The sequence below is a fragment of the Pseudomonas sp. H3_A02 genome, assembly GCF_054671965.1.
Genome location: NZ_CP162807.1, coordinates 4,114,756 through 4,139,652, shown reverse-complemented (window position 1 = coordinate 4,139,652; position 24,897 = coordinate 4,114,756). Strand labels below are relative to the sequence as shown.

14 protein-coding genes are annotated in these 24,897 nt (G+C 62.1%); 3 read left to right on the top strand and 11 right to left on the bottom strand.

Annotated features, from left to right (window positions below; all coding sequences use genetic code 11):
* Positions 1-24 precede the first annotated feature (24 nt).
* The gene (locus AB4N80_RS18275; protein ID WP_122565560.1) at positions 25-1,497 is read right to left on the bottom strand and encodes a hypothetical protein; all 1,473 of its coding nucleotides are present in this window, start codon (positions 1,495-1,497) and stop codon (positions 25-27) included.
* 194 nt (positions 1,498-1,691) lie between these two features.
* Here AB4N80_RS18275 and AB4N80_RS18270 point away from each other — a divergent pair, with 194 nt between their 5' ends.
* Positions 1,692-4,349: an excinuclease ABC subunit UvrA gene (locus AB4N80_RS18270; protein ID WP_354337013.1), complete on the top strand. Its 2,658-nt coding sequence runs from the start codon at positions 1,692-1,694 to the stop codon at positions 4,347-4,349.
* Between the two features lie 50 nt (positions 4,350-4,399).
* Here the strand turns inward: AB4N80_RS18270 and AB4N80_RS18265 are convergent, their stop codons facing one another.
* From AB4N80_RS18265 to AB4N80_RS18250, 4 genes are all read right to left on the bottom strand, one after another.
* Positions 4,400-4,999 (bottom strand): threonine transporter RhtB, encoded by a 600-nt coding sequence (locus tag AB4N80_RS18265; RefSeq protein ID WP_122565562.1) that lies wholly within the window; start codon positions 4,997-4,999, stop codon positions 4,400-4,402.
* 234 nt (positions 5,000-5,233) lie between these two features.
* Complete coding sequence (gene hemN, locus AB4N80_RS18260; protein ID WP_460078140.1) at positions 5,234-6,622, bottom strand: oxygen-independent coproporphyrinogen III oxidase; 1,389 nt, start codon at positions 6,620-6,622, stop codon at positions 5,234-5,236.
* Entirely contained in the window at positions 6,619-7,992 is a 1,374-nt protein-coding gene (locus AB4N80_RS18255) for an oxygen-independent coproporphyrinogen III oxidase (RefSeq protein ID WP_122565564.1), read from the bottom strand. The genes hemN and AB4N80_RS18255 overlap by 4 nt, the downstream gene beginning before the upstream one ends.
* Before the next feature lie 91 nt (positions 7,993-8,083).
* Positions 8,084-8,527 (bottom strand): CopD family copper resistance protein, encoded by a 444-nt coding sequence (locus AB4N80_RS18250; RefSeq protein ID WP_122565565.1) that lies wholly within the window; start codon positions 8,525-8,527, stop codon positions 8,084-8,086.
* A gap of 411 nt (positions 8,528-8,938) precedes the next feature.
* On the opposite strand from AB4N80_RS18250, the gene AB4N80_RS18245 reads away from it, so the two are divergent.
* Positions 8,939-14,551, top strand: a complete 5,613-nt coding sequence (locus tag AB4N80_RS18245) for a putative Ig domain-containing protein (RefSeq protein WP_460078138.1) — start codon at positions 8,939-8,941, stop codon at positions 14,549-14,551.
* 542 nt (positions 14,552-15,093) lie between these two features.
* Here AB4N80_RS18245 and AB4N80_RS18240 read toward each other — a convergent pair.
* The 4 genes from AB4N80_RS18240 to gabP form a co-directional block, all read right to left on the bottom strand.
* A complete protein-coding gene (locus tag AB4N80_RS18240) occupies positions 15,094-16,443 on the bottom strand; it encodes a TolC family outer membrane protein (RefSeq protein ID WP_305481680.1) in 1,350 nt (449 codons plus the stop codon).
* 2 nt (positions 16,444-16,445) lie between these two features.
* The gene (locus AB4N80_RS18235) at positions 16,446-17,816 is read right to left on the bottom strand and encodes an HlyD family type I secretion periplasmic adaptor subunit (protein ID WP_122565568.1); all 1,371 of its coding nucleotides are present in this window, start codon (positions 17,814-17,816) and stop codon (positions 16,446-16,448) included.
* Positions 17,809-19,530 carry a type I secretion system permease/ATPase gene (locus tag AB4N80_RS18230; RefSeq protein WP_460078136.1) on the bottom strand — a complete coding sequence of 574 codons (1,722 nt, stop codon included), beginning with the start codon at positions 19,528-19,530 and terminating at the stop codon, positions 17,809-17,811. Before AB4N80_RS18230 ends, AB4N80_RS18235 begins: the two co-directional genes overlap by 8 nt.
* Before the next feature lie 306 nt (positions 19,531-19,836).
* Positions 19,837-21,237 (bottom strand): GABA permease, encoded by a 1,401-nt coding sequence (gene gabP / locus AB4N80_RS18225; protein WP_122565570.1) that lies wholly within the window; start codon positions 21,235-21,237, stop codon positions 19,837-19,839.
* 498 nt (positions 21,238-21,735) lie between these two features.
* On the opposite strand from gabP, the gene AB4N80_RS18220 reads away from it, so the two are divergent.
* On the top strand, positions 21,736-22,347 hold the full coding sequence (locus tag AB4N80_RS18220) for a TetR/AcrR family transcriptional regulator (RefSeq protein WP_060742654.1): 612 nt from the start codon (positions 21,736-21,738) through the stop codon (positions 22,345-22,347).
* A 51-nt stretch (positions 22,348-22,398) separates the two neighbouring features.
* Here the strand turns inward: AB4N80_RS18220 and AB4N80_RS18215 are convergent, their stop codons facing one another.
* Complete coding sequence (locus tag AB4N80_RS18215; RefSeq protein WP_122565571.1) at positions 22,399-23,502, bottom strand: polyamine ABC transporter substrate-binding protein; 1,104 nt, start codon at positions 23,500-23,502, stop codon at positions 22,399-22,401.
* 39 nt (positions 23,503-23,541) lie between these two features.
* The gene (locus tag AB4N80_RS18210) at positions 23,542-24,879 is read right to left on the bottom strand and encodes an alginate export family protein (RefSeq protein ID WP_354337025.1); all 1,338 of its coding nucleotides are present in this window, start codon (positions 24,877-24,879) and stop codon (positions 23,542-23,544) included.
* Between the last annotated feature and the right edge of the window lie 18 nt (positions 24,880-24,897).

The window sequence follows — 24,897 nt, the reverse complement described above, 5'->3', positions numbered from 1 at the left end:
AAATAATAATGCGCGGTCCGGTACTCAGCGCAACCCATAGGAATAGATGCGGCCGTCATTGCTGTCGTACCAGTTACCGTTGGCCCAGAACACCCGGTCCTGCGCCGGTTGAAAGCCAAGAATGCCCAGGTAGCCGCCGATGGCGAGGCGTTGCCAGGAGCGGCCCCAATCCTTGGAATAGAACACGCCATCGGCGGAGATGTTCGCGTCCGACCACCAGTAGAGCCAGCGCGGTGGTTGGTGATCGCTGGTGGTGTTGATCAGCAGGGTGTTTTGCCCCATCCAGACGTTGCTGCCACGCACCTGGGTATCCGATGCCAAAGGTGCAAAGACACTGGGCAGGTCACCCAAGAGCGTCCAGGTCAGCGCGGCGGTATCCAGTTCGGCGACCACATTTTGCCCGCGGTCCCCCTGGTCAATCAGCCCCATCACCCGCCCGGCATCGTTCTGTAGCAGCTTGCTCACGAACAGGTTGTCGTCACGCTGCCTATCCACCACCTGCCACTGCCCTGCCTGGGCTTGCAACCGGGCCCGTGTCGTGACGTTGACCGCGACATTGTGGCTGACGCCATCCGGATGGCCGCCCCAGAAGCGTTGGGACACCCAGATAAAGGCCGTCTGTGCATCCAGCTGCAGGACACTGGTCTGGATGTCCCCGTGTTCACCTGCACTCGTGCCCCACTCAGTGATGTCGGGACGTTTGCCGTGGGCGTATTCGGCGGACACCAGCAACGACTCGGGGCCCATGATCGGCGAGCTGTGCGCACCGCGATCAGCCGAATAAAAGACGCCAGTGGAAACGGCACTCGGTTTCTCTTCATCGGTGTCCACCACGTCCGGCCTGCCCACGGCCCAGACTTCATTCGCGCCATGGAAATAGGGAACCAGGCTCCAGGCCAACGAATCGGCCTCGGGAAACCACCCCTGGGTCAACCACGTCCAGCGCTGGCCTTGGTCATCACTGCGAAAGACCACGGTTTGATCGGGCTCATGGGTATTCGCCGTTTCAGGCCGACGAAGGCCGGTGAGCAGGAACACACTGCTCCCGTCCGGACTCGCCACCAGGCAGGCGGCGCCGCTGACATGGGCCACGAACTGAAATTGCCCCTGGGCATCCAGGCGGGAAATGAGCGAGGTTTCCGTTTCGGGACGAGAGAACAAATGGGCAAACGTCCCGGGCATCTCCGGTTCTTCAGGCTCGGCGGGCTTGCCATAGACCAGCGCATCCAGGTCCACCACATCAGTGGACGGTTCAAGCGCTTGGGCCTCGTCCTCCAGGCGTCCCACCAGCCAAGTCCCCTGCGGTGTCACCGTCACGCCCGTGCAATACTGGGTCATCGCGCGCAAGCGGGTATCCTTCACGACGCCCACTTGCTGCTGATCGGGGCTGGCACCACCCCACTCCAGCTTGGCACTGGTGAGCATCCACATGTACCACAGCGCCGCGCCGGCCAGCAGGGCGACAAATAATCTAGAAAGCAGTTTTGAACGAGGCATGGGGAGGTCCGTATCCGGGGGAAAACTGCGAAGCTTTTCTCATCTCTTTTGTCCGGAGTAAATTTTTATCGCACGAGCATGGACGAACCCGGTCGCATAATTGTCAACGCTGTGACCCAGGTTCCATTCTCTCCGTGACGCCGTTTCACCTGAAAGCCTCAATGCGTTAAGCAGACGCCCACAAGGAACGCTCCATGCCCGCAAGCTCTGGCCCCGCCACCGCCTCTTCATTGCCGCAAGCCACCGGTTTCGTCCGGGTGCGTGGCGCCCGCGAACACAACCTCAAGAATGTCGATGTGGACATCCCTCGCGATGCCTTGGTGGTGTTCACCGGCGTGTCGGGGTCCGGCAAGTCGTCGCTGGCCTTTTCCACGCTCTATGCCGAAGCCCAGCGTCGCTACTTCGAATCCGTCGCGCCCTATGCGCGGCGCCTGATCGACCAGGTGGGCGTGCCGGACGTGGACAGCATCGAAGGCCTGCCCCCAGCAGTCGCCTTGCAGCAACAACGCGGCACCCCCAGTGCGCGTTCATCGGTGGGCAGCGTCACCACCCTGTCGAGCCTGATTCGTATGCTCTACTCCCGCGCCGGCAGCTACCCGGCCGACCAACCGATGCTCTACGCCGAGGACTTCTCGCCCAACACGCCCCAGGGCGCCTGCCAGGAATGCCACGGCCTGGGTCGGGTCTATGAAGTGACCGAAGCGTCCATGGTGCCGGACCCATCGCTGACCATCCGCGAACGCGCCGTGGCTGCCTGGCCCATGGCCTGGCAGGGCCAGAACCTGCGGGACATTCTGGTGACCCTGGGGTATGACGTCGACATCCCCTGGCGCGACCTGCCGAAAAAGCAAAGGGACTGGATTCTCTTCACCGAAGAAACCCCTACCGTTCCCGTCTACGCCGGACTGACGCCGGCCCAGACCCGCACCGCCCTCAAGCGCAAGCTCGAGCCCAGCTATCAGGGCACGTTCAGCGGCGCCCGACGCTACCTGCTGCACACGTTCATGCACTCCCAAAGCGCCCAGATGCGCAAGCGCGTGGCGCAATACATGCGCGCCAGCCCTTGCCCCGTGTGCGAGGGCAAGCGCCTCAAACGCGAGGCGCTAACCGTGACCTTTGCCGGCTTGGACATCGCCGAGCTGTCGCACCTGCCGCTGCTGGAACTGGCCGAGGTGCTCAAGCAGGTCCTGGCCCCCGACTACCTTGAACAGGCCGAAGAAACGGGAGAAGTCCTCAGCCACCGGCAAACTCGCGAGGCCCGTGAGCAACGTGCCGCCAGGGGCGACAATCCCCATGCGGGCGGGCCTGACGCCCGTCACACACCCAACCTCTCCCTGGAAAAACGCCTGGCCGCCCAGCGCATCGCCGCCGAGCTGCTGGAGCGGATCACCACCCTGATCGACCTGGGCCTCGGCTACCTCGCCTTGGAGCGCAGCACGCCGACGCTTTCCTCCGGCGAACTGCAACGCCTGCGCCTGGCGACCCAGCTCAACTCCCAACTGTTCGGCGTGATCTACGTGCTGGACGAACCCTCCGCCGGCCTGCACCCGGCTGACAGCGAAGCGTTGTTTGGTGCCCTGCAACGCCTCAAGGCAGCGGGTAACTCGGTGTTTGTGGTCGAACATGACCTCGATACCATGCGCCGCGCCGACTGGCTCATCGACGTAGGCCCGGACGCTGGCGAACAAGGTGGGAAAGTCCTCTACAGCGGCCCGCCGGCAGGCCTTGGCCAGGTGCCTGAATCACGCACCCGCGCCTACCTGTTTGGCGAAGCACACGCCGCGACACGCAGCCCGCGAGCACCCAAGGATTGGCTGCGCCTGGAAGGCATCACCCGCAACAACCTCGACAATCTGAGCGCAGCCTTCCCGTTGGGCTGCTTCACCGCCGTGACCGGCATTTCTGGCTCAGGCAAATCCAGTCTCGTCAGCCAGGCCCTGCTGGATCTGGTCGGCGCCCACCTGGGTCAAGCCAGCCCCAACGCCGAACCCGATGAGCAAAGCCTGGAAGACGAACCCGTGCAAACCAGCACTGGGCGCGTTGCTGCGGGGCTCGACGCGATCAAGCGGCTGGTGCAGGTGGACCAGAAACCCATTGGCCGCACCCCGCGCTCCAACCTCGCCACTTACACCGGGCTGTTCGATCACGTGCGCAAACTGTTCGCCGCGACCGAGCAGGCGCAGGCGCTGGGGTTCGATGCCGGGCGGTTTTCCTTCAACGTCGCCAAGGGGCGCTGCGAGACCTGCGAAGGTGAAGGCTTCGTCAGCGTGGAGTTGTTGTTCATGCCCAGCGTGTACGCCCCCTGCCCCACCTGCCACGGCGCGCGCTACAACCCGCAGACCCTGGAAGTTCGCTGGCAGGGCCTGGACATTTCCCAGGTGTTGCAACTGACCGTGAACCAGGCCCTCGAGGTGTTTGCCGAACAAGCGGCGGCCAGGCGTTCGTTGCAAGTGCTGCAAGATATCGGCCTGGGCTACCTGCGCCTTGGCCAACCGGCCACGGAGCTGTCCGGCGGCGAAGCCCAGCGGATCAAGCTGGCGACAGAACTGCAGCGCAAGGCTCGTGGCGCAACCTTGTACGTGTTGGACGAGCCGACCAACGGGTTGCATCCCCAGGACGTAGACCGTTTGCTGGTGCAGTTGAATCGCCTGGTGGAAGAAGATCATACGGTGGTTGTGGTGGAACATGACATGCGAGTGGTGGCGCAGAGTGACTGGGTCATCGATATCGGCCCGGGGGCTGGCACCCAGGGCGGAAACGTGGTGGTTTGCGGGGCTCCGGAGACTGTAGCGAAATGCCGGGAGAGTCGAACGGCAGGGTTCCTGGAAAGGGCTTTGCAGCTTGCAAATTGAAGGTCCAACTCCGAATTGTCAGGCGCCCTGGCGTCAATATCGGCCCAGATTCAGGCGAAATGTACCTGGGATGCGATATTGAAAAGCATGCTGCAAGCGAACAACCCAATCACCACAGAGATGGCTCGATTCAAAAATCGTCCAGACACAATCGCGTGAAATTTTCGGCCACAAAAAGCGCCAGCCGCAATCCACACAAGCCCTACCGGAAAAACAATGGCTGAAAACAGCAACATGAATGACAGCCAGTTATCCAGCGACAAGAACGTACCCGCCGGCGCAACGAAGGAAACAAAAAACAACCCTTTGGGATTGGTCAGCGTTGCCACAAACAGATCCGCAACGGCAATACCCGCAGTTGCGCCAGGCGCGTCATTTTTTACCGAGAGCCAAAGCTTGAGGGAAATATGAAACAAGAAGCACACGGCAAAAATCTTGGTGGCGGTCACCACCCACGAGTGTTCCGCAATGAGCAGATCAATGAACACCCCCCACATCGTCGTCTGGATAACGTACGCCAACCATTCGGCTGCGACGAAACGCATCGAGCGCGCATTGAGCCCTCGACTCACACCGACTTGTAACAACAATGAGTTCGTCGGCCCCGGAACCAACAATACGGCCAACAACGAAAGCGCAACATAATCCATAGAATTTTCCATACCAGAAACCTGCACGGCGAACGTTCAGGGGCAGGTCAATCCATCACCACTGCAGCCCCAGCGCCGCTTACAACGCGCACTTTACACTGCGGCGGCAAGACGATGGTGGTCAAACTTTCATCGTCCATCTCCCAGATGCCGGATACAGGATGGTCCTGGCGGGACAAAATCGACCTCTGTGGCGAGGGAGCTTGCTCCCTCGCCACAAGAGCGGTTCGGACATCAGACCGTACGCGAATACTGAACCGTCTGGTCCGCCCCCAGGTACGCGTCGAACGCCATCGCCACGTTGCGCATCATCAATTGTCCCTGGGGCAATAACACCAGCTCGGCGTCGCGAATCTCCAGCAACCCATCGCGTACCAGCTCCTGGAGCCGGTCCAGGGCATCGGCGAAGTATTCGCCGAATCGAATGCCGTGGGCGTTGTCGATCCGGCCGAAGTCGATGCGCCCATGGCACATCAGTTCATTGATGACCTCGCGCCGCAGTCGATCATCGTCACTCAACCGATAGCCGCGCTGCACCGGCAGCAGGCCTTGGTCCAGCCGGGCGTAATACTGGGAAAGCTCCTTGACGTTCTGGTTGTAGCTGTCACCGACCTTGCCGATCGACGACACCCCCAGACCAATCAGATCGCAATCGGCATGAGTGGAATACCCCTGGAAATTGCGCTGCAAAGTACCCTGGGCGCGAGCGCGCACCAGTTCGTCATCCGGCAGGGCGAAGTGGTCCATGCCGATGTAGACATAGCCGGCTTCGGTCAGGCGATTGATGGTCAGCTCCAGCAGCTCCAGCTTGCGCTCGGGCGGCGGCATGTCTTCGGGCCGTATCATCCGCTGCGCCCGCACCCGTTGCGGCAGGTGGGCATAGCTGTAGGCCGCGATCCGGTCCGGACGCAGGGCGATGATCTTGCTCAAGGTGACATCGAAACTGGCGACGGTCTGCAACGGCAGGCCATAGATCAGATCGACGCTGACGGACTTGAAGCGCGCCCGGCGCGCGGCCTCCACCAGTTCGACGACCTGGGCCTCGCTTTGCACCCGATTGACAGCGAGCTGCACCTGGGCATCGAAGTCCTGGACGCCGAAGCTCAGGCGATTGAACCCCAACTGGCGCAGGCCTTGGATCTGTTGCCCATCGATGGTCCGCGGATCGACCTCGATGGAAAACTCATGGGCATCACTGTCGTCCATATCGAACGACTGGTGCAGGCAGTCCATCAGGTCGGCCAGTTGCTCATGGGTCAGGTAAGTCGGCGTGCCGCCGCCCAAATGCAACTGGGTCAGTTTGCGCGAGCGGTCGAACAAGGCGGACTGCAGGGCTATTTCACGTTTGAGGTAGGCCAGGTATTCGACGGCGCGATGGGTCTTGCGGGTGATGATCTTGTTGCACGCGCAGTAATAGCAGAGGCTCTGGCAGAACGGGATGTGGATGTACACCGACAACGGCTTGGGCAGCGCAGCCTCGTGACTGCGCTGGGCGGCCTGGCGGTATTCGTCCATGGCGAAGGCCTGGTGGAACTGCGGGGCTGTCGGATAGGAGGTGTAGCGCGGTCCCGGGCGGTCGTATTTCTCCACCAGGGCCCGATTGAAACCGGAAGCAGTTTTCATGATGGGGTCAACTTTTCAAAAACGGGTGGGCTTGCGTCATCCGGCGCTGAATCGAACAGATCGCAGATCGCATCCACGCTCAAGCGTCCGGCGGGCAGGATGCCGATAAACCGGCTCGACAGTTCGATCAATCCCTGATCTTGCAACGCTTCCAGCGACGGCCAGACGGACGCAAAGTGCTCGCGAAACACCAGGCCGAAACGCGCTTCGATGGCGGGTATATCCAGTTCCAGATCACAGGAAAGCTGCTCGGTCACGCTCGCCTTGACCTGATCCTGCGCTTCACAGCGCCAGCCGCGACACACCGGCAATTGCCCGGCGTCCAGTTGCTGGCAATAGTGCAGCAGGTCGTCGGTGTTCTGTACGTACAGGTGCTCGATCTGAGTGATGGCCGACAAACCGAAGCCCACGTGATCACAGCAACCGTGACGGGTAAACCCCTGACAATTGCGGTGCAGGCGTCCATGCTCCTGGGCCACCGCCAAGTCATCGTCGGCCCTGACGAACTGGCCCAGGCCGATGTAGTGATAACCGGCGCCAATCAACTGTTCGCAACAGATGCGCCGCATGGCGTCCTTGTCGGCCGGGCTGCAAAAGGAACCGGCCACCCCGGCGTTCTTCGAGCGATAACGATAAGGCGCGCGGGCATAGTCGAAAACGTGCAACCGGTCCGGTTCCAGTTCGATCAACGTTGCCAGCTTCAGGGCAAAACTGCTGGGCGTCTGCCAGGCGTGGCCGTAGCCCAAATCGATGTTGATGGAGCGAAAACCAAACGTGCGCGCCGCATCGATCAGCGAATGGATCGGCGCCGGATTCTGGTAGCAATCGACTGGCAGCTCGCTGTCGACGCCAATGTCGGGCACGCCGATGCTGACATGGGTGAAACCCTGGTCACGGATCAGCCCCATGGTCGACCAGTCCGTGTGATGCAGGTCCACCTCGATGCTGTGATCGGCGCCGTCGTACTCGCTGAAGTCGAAGCGTTTGCGCAGATCACTCATCAGCTTCTGCAAATGAGCGATCACCGGCGTGCCGCCGGTCAGGCAGAACTGCTCGACCCGCCGCCCTGCCCCCAGGTGGCAACCGACCAGGCCCATCTCATACGCCAGGCGTTGCAGATAGCCTTCGATCTCGCCGCATCGGCAGTCGCTGGCAAGGGGCGAACATGACGCCAGCCGCAAGCGCGAAGGCAAGTGCACCGCCACGGATAGGGGCCGTCGTTTCTGGCGACTGGTGCGCAACCCTCGAAGCAGGTCGAGGGAGCCGATACCTTTATGGAACCTGCGCGTGCCAACCGGACAATCGAAATCAGCCACCACAGGGACACGTTCCGAGGGTCGCTCACCGAGGGTATGGAACGGGTCGAACATGACAATCTCCGAGTAGCTGTGCGGGGGCAGTTTGCGCGCTAACCCGCCGGGCCACCTTGACCTGTATCAAGCGCCTCGCCCCCGCCAGCGCTTACCAGGTGACGTAGAACATGGCCTTGGCCAGGAGCACGATCGCGACCATATGCAGGAACACGCTGACATGGATGATGTGCACGTAACGGGCGTTCATTCGCCCGCGTCTGAACAGCCACATGGCCCAGAGAAAATGCCCCAGCACACTGCCCGCCAACAGGATCTTCAGCCCCAGCAGCACACCGAAGGACGACTGCAACGGTGCCGACAACGCCGACCAATAGCGCAACCAGACCATGCCACCGCCTGCGCCAAACAACACCAGCAGCACCCAAGGCATCAACTGCCGGGCGCGCCGGCTGATGCCTTGTTCCAGCAACACCATGACCTTGGCGGGCAGTTGCTTGCGGATGCTTTCCAGGAACAGGACCTCGAAGAACACCGTGCCGATGAACACCAGCGCGGCAAACAGATGCAAGGTCAGAAACAGCGGATAACTCATGAGCGTCCTCGGCCGCCCCTGTTCAGCGGGGCGATGGTTTAGTCGAGGGTATCGCGCGGTCCCTGAAGCGGGGTTGATGCCAATCAAGGAAACCGTATGTCCGCCCCACCACCAAACCCTGTGGGAGCGAGCTTGCTCGCGATAGCGTCGGTTCAGTGGCATCAATGGCGACTGATACACCGCTATCGCGAGCAAGCTCGCTCCCACAAAGGGCGTCGTCAGCGTTAAGAAAGCGTCAACGGAACGTTGTTCCTGCCCATCCCCAAACAACCGCTGATCAGTTAGTCCGGCTTTTTGACACTTTCCCCGATATGCGGTCACAACTTTTGCGCTCCGTTGGGTCATAACACCGAGGTCGTCGATGGAATATTGGCGTCTACCGAGGTTTAAGCCTGATACGGAGATAAGCTCATGATTTTCAACGTACAAAATTTTGGCGCCAAAGGAGATGGCATCACCGACGACACGGCAGCCATTCAGAGTGCGATTGATGCGGCGGCTGCGGCCGGCGGAGGCCAGGTGTACATGCCGACCGGCACCTACATCGTTTCGGGGGGCGAAGAACCTTCCGACGGCTGCCTGATGCTCAAGAGCAACGTCTACCTGTACGGCGACGGCATGGGTGACACCACGGTCAAGCTGGCCGATGGCTCCGACACCAAGATCACCGGCATCATCCGCTCGGCGTATGGCGAGGAAACCCACGATTTCGGCGTCAGCAACCTCACCATCGACGGCAACCGCGACAGCACCACCGGCAAGGTCGACGGCTGGTTCAACGGCTATATTCCCGGCGAAGAAGGCTACGACTCCAACGTCACCCTCGACAGCGTCGAGATCAAGGATTGCTCCGGGTACGGTTTCGACCCCCACGAGCAAACCGTCAACATGGTCATCAAGAACAGCGTGTCCCACGGCAACGGCCTGGACGGTTTCGTCGCCGACTTCCTCAGCGACAGCACCTTCGAAAACAACATCGCCTACAACAACGACCGCCACGGTTTCAACGTCGTCACCAGCACCCACGACTTCACCATGACCAATAACGTCGCCTACGACAACGGCGGCAACGGCATCGTGGTCCAGCGTGGCAGCGAGGACATCCCCTCGCCCAGCAACATCACCATCACCGGCGGCGAGGTGTATGGCAACGGCGCCGAAGGCGTGCTGATCAAGCTCTCCAGCGAAGTGACCGTCACGGGCATCGATATCCATGACAACGCCAGCGCCGGGATCCGCATCTACGGCAGCAACCACGTCGAGGTCATCGACAACACCCTCAACAACAACGCACTGGGCAGTGCCGTACCGGAAATCATCATCCAGTCCTATGACGACACCCTGGGCGTGTCCGGCAAGTACTTCAACGGCAGCGACAACCTCATCCAGGGCAACAGCATCAGCGGCAGCGACCTGTCGACCTACGGTGTTGCAGAGCGCAATGAAGACGGCACCGACCGCAACGCCATCATCGCCAACACCATCAGCCACACCAGCAAGGGCGCCACGCTGGTCTATGGCGACGGCAGCTACGTCAGCGCCACGGTGCCCATGACCACCGTGCAAGGCACGGCCGGCAACGACATCCTTACGGGCACCAGCGCCAGCGAGATTTTCTATGGCGCGGCGGGCAACGACACCATCAACGCCGGGGCCGGAAGCGACATCCTGGTAGGCGGCGCGGGCGTCGACAAACTCACCGGTGGCACCGGCGCCGATACGTTCCGTTTCGTCGCTCAGTCGGACAGTTATCGCAACGCGACCACCAGCTTCGATGACACCATCACCGACTTTGACGTCACCCAGGACAAGATCGACCTCGCCGGCCTCGGTTTCACCGGCCTGGGCAATGGCCGTGGCGGCACCCTGCAAGTCAGCTACAACGCCAGCAGCAACCGCACCTACATCAAGGACTTCGACGCCGATGCCAGCGGCAATCGCTTCGAGCTGATCCTCTCGGGCAACCTGGCCAGTACCCTGACCGCCAACAACTTCATCTTCAACCGGGTGATCACCGGCACCAGCGGCAGTGACTCGCTGCTGGGGAGCGATGCGGCCGACACCTTGCTCGGCCTGGCGGGCAATGACAGCCTCAGTGGCGGCGCCGGCGATGACAAGCTCGACGGTGGCGCCGGGATGGACACCCTCACCGGCGGCGCTGGGGCGGATACCTTTGTGTTCGCCAATCGCCTGGACAGCTACCGTAACTACAACACCGGCGGTGCCAACCTGGGCGACCTGATCACCGACTTCAACGTCAGCGCCGACAAGATCGACCTCTCGGCCATGGGTTTCACCGGCCTGGGAGATGGCAAGAACAACACCGTGTACCTGGTGCTCAACAGTGCCGGCACCAAGACCTACATCAAATCCCTGGAGGCCGACGCCAATGGCAACCGCTTCGAAGTGGCGCTGGACGGTAATTACCTCAACACCCTGACCAGCGCCAACTTCGTCTTCGCCACCACGTCGCCGACCAACCAGGCGCCGGTGCTGGCTACGCCGCTGGTGGATCAGAACGCCAGCGAAAACACCCCGTTCAGCTACGTGGTGCCGGCCACCAGCTTCACCGATCCGGACAACGACAGCCTGAGCTACACCGCCAAGCTCGCCAATGGCAGCGCCCTGCCCAGTTGGCTGATCTTCGATGCCGCCACCCGCACCTTCAGCGGCACGCCGCCCGACACCGCGTCGGGCACCTACTCGATCCAGGTCACGGCGACCGACGGCAGCAACGCCACCGTCAGCGACAGTTTTACTCTCGCCGTGCAGGACGTCCCCGCCGCCATTGTGATCAATGGCACGCCGAACAACGACACGCTGACCGGCACCGCGGCCAATGAGCAACTGTTCGGTGGCGCGGGCAACGACACCCTTAATGGAGGCGCCGGCAACGACATCCTGGTCGGCGGCACCGGGGTCGACAAACTCACCGGTGGCACCGGGGCCGACGTGTTCCGCTACACCTCGAAACTCGACAGCTACCGCACCAGCTCCACCAGCGCCAGTGACCAGATCCTCGACTTCGACGTGGCCGCCGACAAGATCGATGTGTCAGCCCTGGGCTATACCGGCCTGGGCAACGGGCTCAACGGCACCCTGCAGGTCACTTACAGTTCGTCGACCAACCGCACCTACCTCAAGGACCTCACGGTCGATGCCAACGGCAATCGCTTCGAAGTGTCGCTAGCGGGCAACCTGGTCAGCAGCCTGACGGCCACTCACTTCGTCTTCGCCGACCAGACCAACCCCACCAACGTGGCGCCAGTCGTGGCCACCCCACTCCTGGACCAGAACGCCAGTGAAAGCACGCCATTCCAATACACCGTGGCGAGCAACAGCTTCACCGACGCCAACCAGGATGTGCTGACCTACACCGCGACCCTCGCCAACGGCAACGCCCTGCCCGCCTGGCTGAGTTTCAATGCCACCAACCTGACCTTCAGCGGCACGCCAACCAGCACCGCGGCGGGCAACTACGACGTCCTGGTCAAGGCCACCGATCCCTCGGGCGCCTCGGTCAGCGACAACTTCACCCTGGTGGTGGCCGATGCGCCCGCCAATACCATCACCGGCACCAACAACGCCGAAACCCTCAACGGCACGACGGGAGCGGACCTGATCCTCGGCCTCGGCGGCAACGACACGATCAAGGCCGGGACCGGTGCGGACATCGTCGACGGCGGCGCCGGACGGGATTCGTTGTACGGTGGCGATGGCGCCGACACGTTTCGCTACAACAACCTGTCCGACAGCTACCGCGACTACGACACCGGGGGTGTCACGGCCACCGACACGATTTATGACTTCACCGTCGGCGTCGACAAAATCGACGTTTCGGGGCTGGGCTTGCTCGGCCTCGGCGATGGCAGCAACGGCACGTTGTACATGACCCTGAACGCTGCCGGCGACAAGACCTACGTCAAGTCCGCCGAAGCCGACGCCGATGGTAATCGCTTCGAGATCGCCCTCAACGGCAACTACCTCAACACCCTCACCGCCAACGATTTCGTCTTCGGTGAGCGTGCCCAGCAGGACATTCTCTACCTGCCGACCCTCGGCCAATCCAATGCGCGTTTGCTGCGCATGACCGAGGACGACAACCAATCCGGCACCTCGATGCTGGTCAATGACCTGAGCCGCTACACCACCTACGACGTGCGCAGCCAGTTCACCGATGCCGATGGCAACGGTATCGACATCGCGGTCGGCGGCAGCACGGTCAACGGCCTGTCCACGCTCAGCGCCGAGGAACTCAAGCTGTGCTGGTGGCTGACCGACACCAACCAACCGGGGCAGGCGCTGTTGCGGGCGGTGACGTTGCTGCGCGACCAGCGCACCGAACTGCAGTCGATCGATAACGTCACCATGGGCATCATCTGGGGTCAGGGCGAGGAAGCCGCCCAGGAAATCGCCCGCGCCACGGACAAGGCCGCGGCCGCGGCGGCGTACAAGGCCGCGACCCTGAAAGTCTTCGATTACCTGCATGCCCAATTCGGCAATTTCAGCGTGTACCTGATGGAAACCGGTCATTACTCAGAGGACGCGGCCCGGGCCCGGGGTTACTCGGAAGAGAAGATCGCTGCCATCGTCGAAGGCGTCGGTTATGTCCGCGCCGCCCAGGAAGCCATGGCCGCCGAACGCGCCGACGTCAAGCTGGCGGTGGACTACACCGACCTGCCCTTGCGCTATGAAGTCGATCCATTGGTGTACCCCGATGACGTCTGGCACCTGCACGAAGAATCGGCGGAAATCGTCGGCCAGCGCCTGGCGGACTACATCGCCGATGACCTGGGCTTCCAAGGCAACCCCAACGACAACAACAGCGTGCAGGACATCTTCGACAAAGGCCAGAACCAGGGCGGGATGATCGCCGGCACCGACCAGGACGACACCCTGGTGGGCAGCGCGGGCAACGACACGCTGGATGGCGACCTCGGCGCGGACACCCTGACCGGTGGCGATGGCAACGACATCTACGTGGTCGACAACGCCTTCGACAGCGTGGTGGAAACCAACACTTCGACCTCACAGATCGACACGGTGCAGGCCTCGGTCAGTTGGACGCTGGGGGCCAATCTCGAGAACCTGGTACTCACCGGGGTTTCGGACATCGACGGCACCGGCAATGAACGGCGCAACTTCATCACCGGCAATGCCGCCAACAACGTGCTCGACGGCGCCGCGGGGGCCGACAGCATGAGCGGTGGCGATGGCAACGACAGTTACTTTGTCGACAATGCCGATGACAGCGTGATCGAGACCAACAGCAATACGGTGACGGGCGGGATCGACAGCGTGCACAGCAGTCTGGCGACCTACACCTTGGGCAACAACGTCGAGAACCTGTATGTCGATGGTACCGGTGCCTCCAATGGCATCGGCAACGCGTTGGGCAATACGCTGTTCGCCGGTGCCGGCAACAATGTCCTGGATGGACGCGATGGCATTGACACAGCCAGCTTTGAACGCGCGCTGTCCGGCGTCACCGTCAACCTCTCGACGTCTGCGCAACAAAACACCGTGGGGTCCGGGCTCGATACCTTGAAATTCATCGAGAACCTGAAAGGAGGTGCCTACGCCGACACGTTGTCGGGGAACAGTGCGGCGAACGTCCTCGACGGTGGGGCCGGCAACGATACGTTGGTGGGCGGTTCCGGCGATGACCGCTTGATCGGCGGCGCGGGCACCGACAACCTTACCGGCGGCACCGGCGCGGACACCTACGCGTTTGGTGCGCTGTCGGACATGGGCGTCGGGGCTTTGCGCGATGTGATCAACGGCTTCAAGAGCGCGGAGTTCGACAAATTGGACCTCACCGGCCTGGATGCCAACCCGTTGACCGCCACGGTCGATGCCTTCACGTTCATCGGCAGCAACGCCTTCGACGCCACCAACGCCACCGGCCAGCTGCGCTTCGTCGATGGCATCCTCTCCGGCAGCACCAACGCCGACGCCACCCCCGAGTTCGAATTCGAACTGGTCGGCGTCAAGGAGCTGCACGCCAGCGACTTCACCGCCTGAATCAAGCCCCCACTAGGGGGCTTGAAACCCACCACAGGGAGCGAGCTTGCTCGCGATGACGGCGGTACATTCAGCATTGATGTTGACTGACCCACCGCTATCGCGAGCAAGCTCGCTCCCACAGGCGGTTCAGTGCTGTGCCTGAAAAATCCAGGTCAACCGCAGATCAAACTGTGGGAGCGAGCTTGCTCGCGATGGCGTCGGCACCTCCAACAAAGATGCTGACTGAACCACCGCTTTCGCGAGCAAGCCCGCTCCCACAGGGGGGGTCGTGTTGTACCTGAAAGGTTGAAGGCAAGCACAGGGTCTGACCGTTTTTGTGGCGAGGGGATTTATCCCCGCTGGGCTGCGCAGCAGCCCCCAAACCAGCCAACTCGGTGCACCAGGAAGATTGAGTTCACTGCTTTAGGGCCGCTGCGCAGCTCAGCGGGGATAAATCCCCTCGCCACAGGGTCAAGTTCACTGCGCGACAGCGCAGCGTCGAAGACGCGGCGGCCACCCCCTCACCACAGGGATAAGTGCAAAGTTGCCCCCTGGATTGTCTAGAACAGGCTTTGCACCTGCTCCAGCACCGCGCGGTTCATCTGGCCGGTGTGGGTGTGCAGGCTCACATAGCTTTGCAGCATGTCGAGCTTAGTGTTGAGCAGATCTCGACGGGCCTGGAACAACCGCTGCTGGGCGTCAAGAATATCCACCGTAGAACGTACGCCACCCTGGAAGCCTTTCTCCGTCGAGGCCAGTGCTCGCTGGTTGGACTCCACCGCCCGTTGCATGGCCTTGCTCTTCGTAAACCCGGCGACGACGCCCAGATAATCGGCCTCGATATCCTCGGCCAGTTGTTGGCGCTGCACATCGTAGTCGGACTGGGCGCCGGCCAGTTGCGCTTCGGCCTTGGCCACCGAGGCCCGCACCGCCCCGCCGCGATACAACGGAATGTCCAGCTGCACGCCCACGTAATAGGTGTCCTGGCGCGGGTCGAGTTCCTGGTATTGACGGGTTTCCCGGCGGGTCAACTGAGTGGTCAGCGACAGGGTCGGATAATGCCCGGCACGCTGGCTGTCGGCCTGAGCTTCAGCAACTTTGACCGCCGCCAGCCGGGCGGCCAGCTCGGGGCTGGCTTGGCGGGCAATCGCCGTCCAGTACGGTAAATCCTGCTCCGGCGGGATCGGGCTGCCGGCGGCCAATTCCTCGCGCATCGGCAGGATGTCATCGATGGGCATGCTGGCCCGTCCGGACAAGGCCCGCAAGGCGGCCACGCGGCGCGCCTGGGCTTCGGCCTCCTGGGCGTGCACCAGGTCGAGCCGCGCCTGGGCCTCATCGATATCGGTGATCGCGCCCTGGCCGCCCTCATAAAGCTTTTTGCTCTGGATGACCAAGCCTTGGATGGCCGCCTTTTGCTGAGCGATCAACTTGATCTCGTTCTCGGCCCGGGCGACGTCGAAATACCCCTTTGCCACCCGGTCATACAAGGTCTGACCGGCCACGTCGAACACCTGGGTGCCCAGTTGCCCACGCGCCTTGCCTTCCTGGTACGCCGCCCAGCGGGCCTTGTCGTAGAGCGGTTGTTGCGCCGCCAGGGTGACGTTGTTCGCCTGGTAATCGTTGCTGTTGACGTAAGTGCTGTCATCGCCGCCGTCGGTACGCCCGCCATAGCCGTAGCGTGAGGTCAGCGACACTTGCGGGTAGAGGCCACCACGGCCAATGTCTTCTTCATGCCGCGAAGCTTCGAAAGCGTGGGCCGCCGATTGCACGGTCGGATCGTTAAGGCGCGAGGCGTCGTAGGCGGCGGTCAGGCTCAGGCCAGCCTCGGCGGCCCACAGCGGATTGATCACCGCCCAACCGGTATACAGGCCCAGCAACACACGCCAACGGTAGCGGCAACGGTCGACCATGCTCATTCCTCTTTGAAGGCTGCCAGCAAGCGTTCACGCAAAGGTTTCATCAGGTAATTCATCAAGGTGCGTTCGCCCGTCACCACCGTGACATCGGCGAGCATGCCGGGGCGTACCAGCAGGCCGGCGCTCTGCAACGCGGCCACGGTGTCGGCAGGAATCTCGACCTTGGCGGAGAAGTACGGTTGGTGCGTCTGTTCATTGATCAACTGGTCCGCCGACACCGTCGTCACGGTGCCGGTGACCGTCGGCGTATCCACCCGTTGCAGCGCGGTGAAATGCACGTGCACCGGCAGACCCGGGCGCAGTTTGTTGGCCATCAGCGGCTCGAAGCGGGCGGTGATCGCCATCGGCGCATCCAGCGGCACCACCTGCATCAGGGTCTGCCCGGCCTGCGCGACACCGCCGACCGTATGAATGCTCACGTCCATGACCTGCCCGGCCACTGGCGCACGGATCGCACCGTTGTCGACTTCAAACTGCAAGGCCCGAATCTGATCGGCATAACCGGCCGCCTCGGCCGAAACTTCACTGAGCTGGGTTTCGGCATCGCGGCGGAATTCCTGCTGCGCCTGCAAGGCCTTGAGCCGGCTTTCGTTGATCGCCTGCCGGGTCCTGCCGACATCGCCCACCCCAGAGGCGATCTGCCCCGCCAATTGGGCCGCGTTGCGCTCGGCCTCGAACAGTTTGTTGCGAGGGACGTAGCCTTCCCGGGCCAAATCACGCAGGCCTTCAAGCTCCTGTTGCTGGAAACGCATCTGCGCGTCGTAGTTGCGCTTGACGCCTTCGTAGCCAAGTAGCTGTTGCTGCAACGCCGCGGCTTCGTGCTCGATGATCTGCAAGCGACTGCCCAACTCCGCGCGTCGGGTGATGAACAACTGGCTCTGCAAGGCCATGGCTGCCTTGACTCGCGGCTCGTCGGCGTGGGCCAGCAGTTCGGCGGGCCATTGGATCTCGGCACTGCCCAGGCGCTCGGCAATCAAGCGCGCCTCGATGCTGCGATCGTTGAGCAGCTTGCCCAGGGTCACGTCCAGTTGCGACTGCGCCTGCACCGTGTTGAGTTGCACGAGCAATTGCCCCTGGGTGACGCGGTCGCCATCACTGACCAGCAGTTTTTCCACCACCCCGCCGACCAACGACTGCACCGCTTTGCGCTCCCCCGCCACCACCACGGTGCCGCTGCCCACCACCCCCTGGTCGAGGGGTGCCAGGCAGGCCCAGAGCAGGAAACCACCCAGCGTCAGGATCAGGAATCCCATGCCATAACGCGCTGCGTTCCCGGCGTCGGTCCTGGCACTGGGCAGCGTTGTGGTGCCGAGCACGCTCAGCCCGTGCTCGCTGTACGCTTGTGCCCCTGGAGTCAGATCACGCATCCCCGCCCGCCTCCCTGACCGCGGCCGGTCGCGGCCCCGGCATCAATGCCTTGAGCACTCGGTCCCGAGGGCCGAACGCTTGTTGAGTACCGTCCTTGAGCACCAGGATGTGGTCGACCACCGCCAGCACACTGGGCCGGTGAGTGATCAACACCACAGTGCTGCCGGCCGCCTTGAGTGCATTGATCGCCTGGACCAATGCCAGCTCACCGGCATCATCGAGATTGGAGTTAGGCTCATCGAGCACGATCAGCGACGGTTGCCCATAGAGCGCGCGCGCCAGGCCCAGGCGTTGTTTCTGTCCACCGGACAAGCCAAGCCCGCCGGGGCCCAGCGGCGTGTCGTAGCCCTTGGGAAACCGCAGGATCATTTCGTGGATACCGGCTTGGCGTCCGGCGGCGATGATTTGGTCGGCGTCCTGCTCACCGAAACGAGCGATGTTGTCGGCGACCGTGCCGTCGAACAACTCGATGTCCTGGGGCAGATAGCCGAGGTGCGGGCCCAGGGCGTCGTGGGACCACTGGCTGATCTCGGCGTCGTCCAGGCGCACCGACCCGCCCATGGCCGGCCAGACCCCGACCAGGGCCCGGGCCAACGTCGATTTGCCACTGGCGCTGGGCCCGACCACGGCCAGCACGTCGCCCTTGGCGAGGCTGAAATTGATCCCGCGCAGGATCGGCTGCGAAGCACCCGGTGGGCCGATATACAACTGTTCCAGGCGCACCGCGCCGGTGGGTGGCGGCAACGGCATGCGCAGGCGTTCGCGCGGGTGCTGGGCCAGCAATTGGCTCAGGCGCTGGTAGCTCTGGCGCCCGGCGTTGAATTGCTTCCACGAACCGATGGCGATTTCCACGGGCGCCAGGGCTCGCCCCAGCAACAGCGACATCGCAATCATCATGCCCGCCGACAGTTGGCCTTCGAGCACCAGCAAGGCGCCCAGCCCCAAGGCCAGGGACTGCCCGGAGATCCGCACGAAACGCGTCGCCGAGGTGATGCGCGCGCCGCGGTCGCTGGCATGGGCCTGGGCGGCAATGATGCGTTGCTGCAACAGGCTCCAGCGCTGGCGCAACGGCCCGAGCATGCCCAGGGCCTGGATGACTTCAGCGTTGTGCAGCGTGCTGTTGACGTAGATCGACGACTGCACCCCCAGGCGATTGGCTTCGCCCAGGCGCGTGCGCGTCGCCAGTTCGCCCCACAGCGCCAAGCCGATCAGCACCAGGGCGAGCACCACCGTCAGCACGCCGAACCAGGGATGAAAGATGAACGCCACCAGCAGGAAGATCGGCAGCCAGGGGGCGTCGAGCAACGCGATCAAGCCCTGCCCGGTGATCAACTGCCGCAACGTCGCCAGGTCGGTGAGCACCTGCGCCGGGTTGGCGTTGTGTTCGCGCAGGCTGCGGGCGAAGGCGGCGTCGAAAATCCGTTCGCCCAAGGCGTCGTCCAGCCCCGCGCTCATGCGAATCATCACCTCGCCGCGCACCCATTCGATCAGGGCACTGAACATGAACAGTCCCAGGGCCATCAAGGTGAGCATGAACAAGGTGGTTTCGTTGCGACTGGTCAGGACCCGATCGTAGACCTGCATCATGTACAGCGACGGCACCAGCACCAAAAGATTGATCACGCCACTGAACAGCGCCAGGGCCCAGAACACCCGGCGGTAGCTCAATAAGGCAGCATCGATGTCATGACGCGGATCGAGTAGAAACCCCATGGGAAATAGCCTGCAAGAGAAATTGTCGGTCTAGGACGCAATCCGTCGCGAGGCTCTTTTTCCCGAGGAGGCTCGAGAAAAAACTATTCAGCCGATGTGCCGATACCAGGGACGATCCTCATCCCTACAGGCGCCCATTACTGACAACGCGGCCACGGGTTAGTGCCGCTTCGCAAGGCTGGGTTTGCAAGTGGGTGACAGGCGGAAGGGCCGCGCTTCAAGAAGGCGTTTTTTGCCTCTTGAATGGGCTTGAAAGGCAGTTTTGTTGACGCCAGTAACGTGGCGTCAACAGGAAAAAATGAGGGGCTAGCCGAGGGAAGCGACACGCTCGGGTTGAGGAGGATGCCGCGACGTCGCCAGGCCGATAAAGGAAATGATCAGCGCCAGGCCCAGGGTGGTGCTGACCTCGCTGCGGTGCTCGGGCGTGATCATCATGACCGCCAACGCCGCCGAGATGAACACGATGACCAACCAGGTCAGCCAGGGGAACAGCCACATGCGAAAAGGCAGCTCGATATTCTGCCGTTGCAACATCCGGCGCATACGCAGTTGCGAGATGGCGATCACCAGGTACACCAGCAAGGCGATGGCGCCGGAGCTGGCGAGCAGGAACTGGAACAGGCCGGCGGGCATGAAGTAGCTGAACAAGGTGACGCCCGCGCCCAATACGGTACTGGCAATCACCGCCGACCGCGGGACACCGGCCGAGGACGTCACTTTCAAGGCCTTTGGCGCATCGCCACGACGCCCCAGGGAATACAACATCCGCGAGGCGATGTAGATGGAGGAGTTCATGCAACTGGCCACGGCGATCAGCACCACCACATCCACCAGGAATTTGGCGTGAGGAATGTTCATCAACTCCAGCGCCCGCTGGTAGGAACCGACTGAAGCCAGGAGCGGATCGTTCCAGGGCACCACGGAAATGACCACGAAGATCGACAGCAGGTAGAACACACCGATACGCCAGATCACCGAACGGGTGGCCTTGGCAATGTTCTGCGCGGGGTTATCGGATTCGGCGGCGGCGATGGTCACCGCCTCCGTGCCGATGAAGCTGAACATGATGGTGATGAACGCGCCCACCACCGCCGACAGGCCGTTGGGGGCGAACCCGCCGTGCTCCTCCATCAACCGACTCAGGCCACTGGCTTCGCGCTCGGGAATCCAGCCCATCAGCACCGCGAACCCCAGGGAGATGAAGCCGATGATCGCCACGACCTTGGCCATGGCGAACCAGAACTCGAACTCACCGTACTTCGACACGCTGAACAGATTCGTCACCGCCAGCAGAACGATCGACACCGAGGCGAATACCCAGGCATCGACGGCGGGAAACCATTGGTTGAGAACATGACCGGCGGCCAGCGCTTCGATGGGAATCACCAGCACCCAGAACCACCAGTAGAGCCAACCGATGGTGAAGCCGGCCCAGCGTCCGATAGCCTGGTCGGCATAGGTCGAGAAGGAGCCGGTGTCCGGATTGGCGACCGCCATCTCGCCCAGCATGCGCATGACCAGGACCACCAACAATCCGGAAAACAGATAAGCCAGCATGACCGCCGGGCCGGCGGCGGCAATGGCATGGCCCGATCCCACGAACAGACCCGCACCGATGATGCCGGCAATGGACAACATGGTGACGTGACGAGGCTTGAAGCCCTGTGCCAGATGGCCGTTCGAGTCCTTGAAGCTGGGGCTGGTCATTTTCTTATTCTCTTGTGATCGAACATTGAGACGCGCGCAGGGACAGTCGGTGTTGCTGGTTTGCCGCCCTCCTGGAAGCGGCACCGCATGGTTGTATTGATCCACCCAGGGCGAACGTGCGCGCTTGCGGTGAAAAGTCGCGCCACGTTACCTGCCTTCCCTCCCGAGTTAGTTACCTGAACGCGCCATCTCTGTGCCTGATTTCGCCATGTGGGGCATGGCGTTTTGCCTCCTGCCAGGCGTCTGGACCGCGGCATTCAGCCGAGTCTATGGGGGCAGTAATGAAATAAACCCTTTAAAAACTTTACTGGGTTAAGTATTTTGCATGCCTACACCCGGCCTGTACTTAACCAGCAATCCTGTGGGAGCGAGCTTGCTCGCGATGGCCGTGTTTCAGTCAACTTCAATGCAACTGATCCACCGCTATCGCGAGCAAGCTCGCTCCCACAGGGTTGCTGCGCCAAGGCACTTAACCTCTTCTTCCAACAAGGACCTCCCGTGAGCGGACTGCGTGAACGTCAAAAAGCCGAACGCCGGCAAGCCATCAGCAAGGCGGCGGTCGAACTGTTCGAGCGTCAGGGTTTCCAGAACACCACCATCGAACAGATCGCCAGCCAGGCCGGCGTATCGGCGCCCACGGTGTTCAAGTACTTCGGCAACAAACAGGAGATCATCCTGGAAATCCTCCACGACGCCGACCAGCGCGCGCTCACGGATACCCGCAGCCAGATGCCTGAAATCGAAGACCCGGTCGAGGCGTTGTGTTATCTGGAGCGGCTGTTGACCGGCTACGCACTGGAGGTCATGCACCCGAGCCTGTGGCGCGAGTTGCTGCCGCTGATCCTGTTTGGTGGCGACAACGGGCTGCCGGAGGGGTATCGCGCCATGAACGATGCGCTCAGGGCGGAAATCAGTGGGCTGATCAGGGAATTGCAACAGGCCGGCAAACTGCGCGCCGACTTGGACGTCGACCTTGCCGCGTTCCTGCTGAACGACTATTCGCACTTGCAGCTGTTCAGGCTGGTCAACCAGGAACAACCGGACATCGAGGCACACTCCACCCAGGTCCGGCGGATCACCGAATTGCTCTTCCTGGGCATGCGCGCCTGAGGGCGTCACCCACCGATACGGACCCGGCGCCGCAACGCCGGGTCACGCTGATCAGCGATGAGTCTTGATGCCAGTCCAGGTGCGGGTGCGGATCCGCTCCACGGCGGCTGGCACCGGCTCCAAGGCAAACAGAGTCTTGCGCGCCTCATCCGGCACATACATGGCGGGGTTATTGCGAATGTCGGCATTGACCAACGCCGTGGCCTCCTTGTTCGGGTTGGGGTAACCGATCTTGTTGCTGATTCGCGCAATGACATCCGGACGCAAGATGTAGTTGATGAACGCGTAGGCCTCCTTGGCATGAGGGGCGTTGGTGGGCACCATCATGACATCCGACCACATCGGCGCGCCTTCCTTGGGCAACGCCATTTCCACCTTGACCCCCTTCCCTGCGTCTTCGGCCAGTCGCTTGGCCAGGGCCACCCCACCGGACCAACCCACTCCTACGCAGATCTCGCCGTTGGCCAGGTCCATGCCATAGCGCGACGAATTGAAGTAGGTGATATAGGGGCGAACCTTGAGCATGGCCGCCTGTGCTTTTGCATAGTCCTCACGTTTCTGGCTATTGGGGTCCAGCCCTTCGTAGTGCAAGGCAATGGGCACGATCTCGTTGGCGGCGTCCAGCAGGCCGACGCCACAACTGGCCAGCTTGGCCATGTTCTCTTCCTTGAAGAGGATGTCCCAAGTGTTCATTTGCACATCGGCCCCCAGCACCTGGCGTACCTTGTCGACGTTGTAGCCGATCAGGGTCGTGCCCCACAGGTACGGCGCTGCATAGCGGTTGCCCGGATCACCCACCGCCTCCAGCGACTTCATGAACTCGGGGTCCAGATGCTGCCAGTTCGGCAACTGGCTGCGGTCCAGGGGCTGGACGGCGCCGGCGGCAATCAGGTGACTGACGTTGGAACTGCTCGGGTAGACCACGTCATACCCGGAGTTGCCGGTCAGCAGCTTGGACTCCAATGTCTCGACACTGTCGAAGACGTCATAGATGGGGCGGATGCCGGTTTCCTCCTCGAAACTCTTGAGAATTTCCGGTGGCAGGTACTCGATCCAGTTGTAGATTCGCACCGTCCGCTCTTCGGCCAGGCTCGCGCCACTGACCAGCATCGAAACGACAGCGCCCAGCAAGGTGTTGCGCAAAAACATGTTCATGATCAAACACTCCAGCGCGGCCGCGAAGGCTCGCGGCACTTAATAGCGATAGGTGAAGTAGAGTTCCAGCGCGCTGAATTTCCGGTCGTCGCCGAAGACCTGTTTGGCCGCTGCCATGGGCTTGACCCAGTTATACGACAGCGAGGTGGACAACGACTTCGACGGCGCCCAATCCAGGAAGACTACACTCTCGTCGGCAAACCGTTTGTCGCTGACGGCGGTGCCCATGTAGTTTTTTTCGTCGAGCCAGAACTGGTAGTGGATCGCACCGAGGGTGAGGGTTTCGTTGAGGTGGGTCTTGAGTGAGAACTGCTGGACGTTTTCGTTGCTGTTGAACATCAGGTAGTTGCCGACGACATCGCCGATCAGCCAGGTGCTCCAGTCGACGAAGCCCTTGCTCAACGGATCCCAGGCTTTCTGACGGTTGTCGGTGAGGTTGTCGTCGCCGGAAAAACTCGCGTAGCGGTAGCCGATCACCGGGGTCAACGGCAGCGTGCTGAAGGTGTAATCCGCCTGGCCGTACCAGGCCTTGGCGTCGTAGTCCACGCCTTCGCCGCTGCCTCGCTCCAAGGCATATTCGGCATTGAGGGTCAGGTCCGGGATGCCCGGGAGTTTGGCGCCCAACGCCCTGACGTTGTACACCAGCATGCCATCGCGGCGACGCGGCAACGTGCTGCCCTTGGGCCCCATGGCCTTGACCTTCAACGCGGTGGCACCCAGCGTCACCTGGTCGTCGAGGTTGTAGTCCAGGTTCACGCCGCTCATGCGAAAGTCACCCAGGTCGCTGTCGGTCCCCAGGCTGAAGCCCTGGACCTTCCACGCGCCATGGTCCCAGGCGACCACCGCCGAATCCTTGAAGGCGGTGCGTGGGGCGAGCCAATAGGCGCCGTCGTTCAACTGGTCGAGGTTGCCATCCATCACGATGAAACCGTTGCCGATCATGTAATTCTGGCGACCACCCGTGACCGTCCACTCGCCGGCCCGGAAACCGCCATAGAACTCTTCGGTCGACACCTTGCCGTCGGAACTGCGGGTGAAGCCACCGGCATCGCCATCACCGAAGGTGGTCGCTCCCACCAGGGAGCCGCCGGCCAGCAGGCTGAAATCCGGCTGTACGGCGTATTCCAACTTGATGCCCGGCTTGACGTAGAACTCCTGCCAGTCGATTTTCGTGCCGCCATTCTTGCCGCTGCGCATGTCCACCACGCCGCCGCCAAAGTTGACGTTGCGGGTGGACACGGCTGCGCCACTGGCCGTTAAGTTGACCTCGCCCTTGAGGTTGCCCTCCTCGAAGGTGTAGCCCGCCCAGGCAACCTGGGCGGTCAAGGGTAAACCGAGCACGAGGAACGTTCGGGACAAACGCGTCATGGAAACCATATGAAGCTCCTGTTGATT